The 3,166-nt window shown below is 65.9% G+C and carries 3 protein-coding genes and 1 tRNA gene; 1 reads left to right on the top strand and 3 read right to left on the bottom strand.

Annotated elements, in window-relative coordinates:
- Positions 1-90: 90 nt before the first annotated feature.
- From glmU to Q4E95_RS12275, 3 genes are all read right to left on the bottom strand, one after another.
- Complete coding sequence (gene glmU / locus Q4E95_RS12285) at positions 91-1,593, bottom strand: bifunctional UDP-N-acetylglucosamine diphosphorylase/glucosamine-1-phosphate N-acetyltransferase GlmU (RefSeq protein ID WP_303383574.1); 1,503 nt, start codon at positions 1,591-1,593, stop codon at positions 91-93.
- A gap of 65 nt (positions 1,594-1,658) precedes the next feature.
- Positions 1,659-1,730 (bottom strand) — tRNA-Gln (locus tag Q4E95_RS12280).
- Between the two features lie 81 nt (positions 1,731-1,811).
- The gene (locus Q4E95_RS12275) at positions 1,812-2,552 is read right to left on the bottom strand and encodes a hypothetical protein (protein WP_303383573.1); all 741 of its coding nucleotides are present in this window, start codon (positions 2,550-2,552) and stop codon (positions 1,812-1,814) included.
- Positions 2,553-2,619: 67 nt separating this feature from the next.
- Here Q4E95_RS12275 and Q4E95_RS12270 point away from each other — a divergent pair.
- Positions 2,620-3,166, top strand: a 547-nt coding sequence (locus Q4E95_RS12270) for an ATP-binding cassette domain-containing protein (RefSeq protein ID WP_303383572.1), incomplete at its 3' end; no start/stop codon positions are given.

Raw genomic sequence — 3,166 nt, 5'->3', positions numbered from 1 at the left:
GGTTCGACCCCGCATTCGTAATTCCGGTCATGTGAACTCGCTTTCCTCGAAATGCCTTGATGGAGCGCTGGCCGCGTGTGCCCTGACCCGTTAGGCCTGGGATCCGTGGTCAGAATCTTGGGAGCCGTTGGCTGCTTCCGCGGCCCGGGCCGCATCGGTTCCGGGGCGGTGCTTGGGCACCCACCCTTCCACGATGACCTGGTTCCCCTCGGTGAGGGCGAGCGCACCGGCGGGAACGTCCTTGCGGATGGTTGTGCCGGCACCGGAGTACGCGCCGTCGCCGATGCTCACGGGCGCAACGTACATGTTGTCCGAGCCCATGCGCACGTGGTTGCCCACCACGGTGCGGTGCTTGCTGACGCCGTCGTAGTTGACGAAGACCGAGGCGGCACCGATATTGGAGTGCTCGCCAATGGTGGCGTCACCCACGTAGGACAGGTGCGGGATCTTGGAGCCCTCACCGATGGTCGAGTTCTTGGTTTCCACGAACGTGCCGATCTTACCCTTGGCGCCCAGCACGGTACCCGGGCGCAGGTACGCGAACGGCCCCACGGATGCACCCGCTCCCAGCTCGGCATCGCTGCCGTGGGTGCGGATCACGGTGGCGCCGTTGCCCACGGTCACGTTGGTGAGGGTGGTGTCCGGGCCGACGACGGCGTCCTCCGCGATGCGCGTGGTGCCGTGCAGTTGGGTGCCGGGCAGGATGGTGACGTCCTGCTCGATCTCCACGGTGTCATCGATCCACGTGCTGCGCGGATCCACCACGGTCACGCCGTTGGCCATGTGCATCTTAAGGGTGCGCTGGTTCAGGTAGGCGCCCAGTTCGCAGAGTTGCTCACGGTCGTTGGCGCCCTCGAGCTCCATGAAGTCCGCCATCTTGAGGGCGTCCACGCGGTGGCCCGCGGCGCGCGCGAGCTTGGGGACGTCCGTGAGGTACTTCTCGGCCTGGGCGTTGTCGGTGTCCACCCGGGCCAGGGAATCGCGCAGCACGGCGGCGTCGAACGCGAAAATTCCGGAGTTGACCTCCACGACCGCGCGCTCTTGCTCGGTGGCGTCCTTGAATTCCTTGATCTCCGCGAGCTGACCGTTCTCATCACGCAGGATGCGACCGTATTTGCCCGGGGTGGGGTGATCAGCGGTCAGCACCGTCACGGCGTTGCCGTGGTCGCGGTGGTAGGCCACAAAACCCTGCAGGGTCTGAGCGGTGAGCAGCGGGACATCGCCGTAGGTCACGACCACGGTGCCGGCCACGGGAGTTTCACGATCCAGGACGTCCAAACCCGCGTCCACGGCGCTGCCGGTGCCGGGAACGTCGGACTGGTCCGCGATCAACACGTCCGCGTCGAGGGAGTTGATGTGCTCTTCGACCAGATCCCGCTGGTGGCGGATGACGGCCACGAGCTGTTCAGGATGGAGTTCCCGCGCGACCTTGAGGGCGTGCCCCACCATGGAACGACCCCCGATCTCATGCAAGATCTTGGGGGTCTTGGACTTCATGCGGGTGCCCTTGCCGGCGGCCAGAACAATGATTGCTGCGGGGTTGGACCCGCCGGTCGCGGCGCTCTGATCGGCAGCGGTATCGACGATGCTCACTGAGCTAACTCCTCGTGGTTGCTCGTCAGGTGGGGGAACCCATCTGCACCTGGGTGGTTCGTGCGTTCCGCCACTAGGACTCGAACCTAGACTCACGGCTCCAAAGGCCGGTGTGCTGCCGATTACACCATGGCGGAAAGGTTGTCACTACCGTGACAACACAACCGTGCATCACACGGGATGCACGGAAAATTACCATAACATTTTCCGGCCTTTACTCAGTGCGTCACGGGGCGGTGTTCCACCGCGAGCACGCGCCCGTTGGCCATGGCCTCGTCGAACCCGGGAAGGGATTGCGCAAGGTGTCGCGTCTCCCCCGGTCCCAGACCGCGCACCAGCACGGGGGCGCGCTTCGCCGCGCGCTGGACGAACCCCCACGCAGCCGTGTCGGATTGGCCTGCGTCGCGGGAACGGGACACGTCCCACGCGAGAGATGCGACCTCGGGTTCGGTGACGTCCAGGGTGTCCTGGTCGAATTCGCGGTCCAAGAGCACCAGGAGCATGACCACTTCATCGACTGCGGTGTGGTTCTGCACGAGCAGCTGCACGTCCTGGGCCGATGCCGCTTCGGCGAGCGCGGCCACCATGGAATACAGCCGTTGCCGCTGCCTGCCGCGGTGGGTGATTCCGCCCAGGGCGAGCACGAGCGCCTGGGCACCCACACCGTGGCACAGGACCAGGGCGGCGTCGGACTCGGCAATCACGCCCTCGTCCGGTATGTCGTCATCCACGGAGACCGGTGCGCGCAGGATCAACGGGTCCGCGCCGGCCTTGCACAGCTGATCCCCGGCCTGACGCCGCACGACCGTGCCCAGGTGGAGGCCCACCGGGCGGTCCGCGCCCAGCGTGATCTCCACGGGCCCCGGGTGCTCGCGCACGAGCTGCACGGCGCTCGCCAAATCCTGCGGTGTATCCAGAACCGTCCCGGCGGCGGGGGCGGTGACGTTCGTTTCTTGCATGGGTCAAGTCTCCCACGCGTTTCTGAAACTTCTCCTGGATGACCCCGGCGCTTGTATCCTGACCTGCGTGGCACATCTGATTGGCGGAGAGAATCTGCACCTCGAGTATCCGACCAAGACCGTTTTCGACGCGGTCTCCCTAGGCATAGACCAGGGCGACCGGATCGGCATCGTCGGTCGCAACGGTGACGGCAAATCCACGCTCATGCGGTTGCTCGCCGGCCGCATTGATCCCGACGGCGGGCGGGTCACCGTGCGCTCGGGAACCACCGTGGGCATGCTGGACCAGGCGGACACCCTGGACCCGAATCAGACGGTGGGCCACGCCGTCGTCGGCGATGTCCCCGACCATGTCTGGGCCTCGGACGCCAAGGTGCGCGATGTGATCTCCGGTCTGGTCTCCGATGTGGACTGGGACACCGACATCAGCGAGCTCTCCGGCGGGCAACGACGCCGCGTGGCCCTGGCCGGCCTGTTGGCCCAGGACTGGGATGTGATTTTCCTGGACGAGCCCACCAACCACCTGGACGTGGATGGGATCACGTGGCTGGCCAAGCATTTGAACAACCGCTGGTCCAAGAACTCGGGTGCGCTGGCGGTTGTCACTCACGACC

The sequence above is a fragment of the Kocuria sp. genome, assembly GCF_030536815.1.
GTDB lineage: Bacteria > Actinomycetota > Actinomycetes > Actinomycetales > Micrococcaceae > Kocuria > Kocuria gwangalliensis.
Note: the sequence above shows the minus strand (reverse complement) of the source record. Positions and strands in the feature narration are given on the sequence as shown.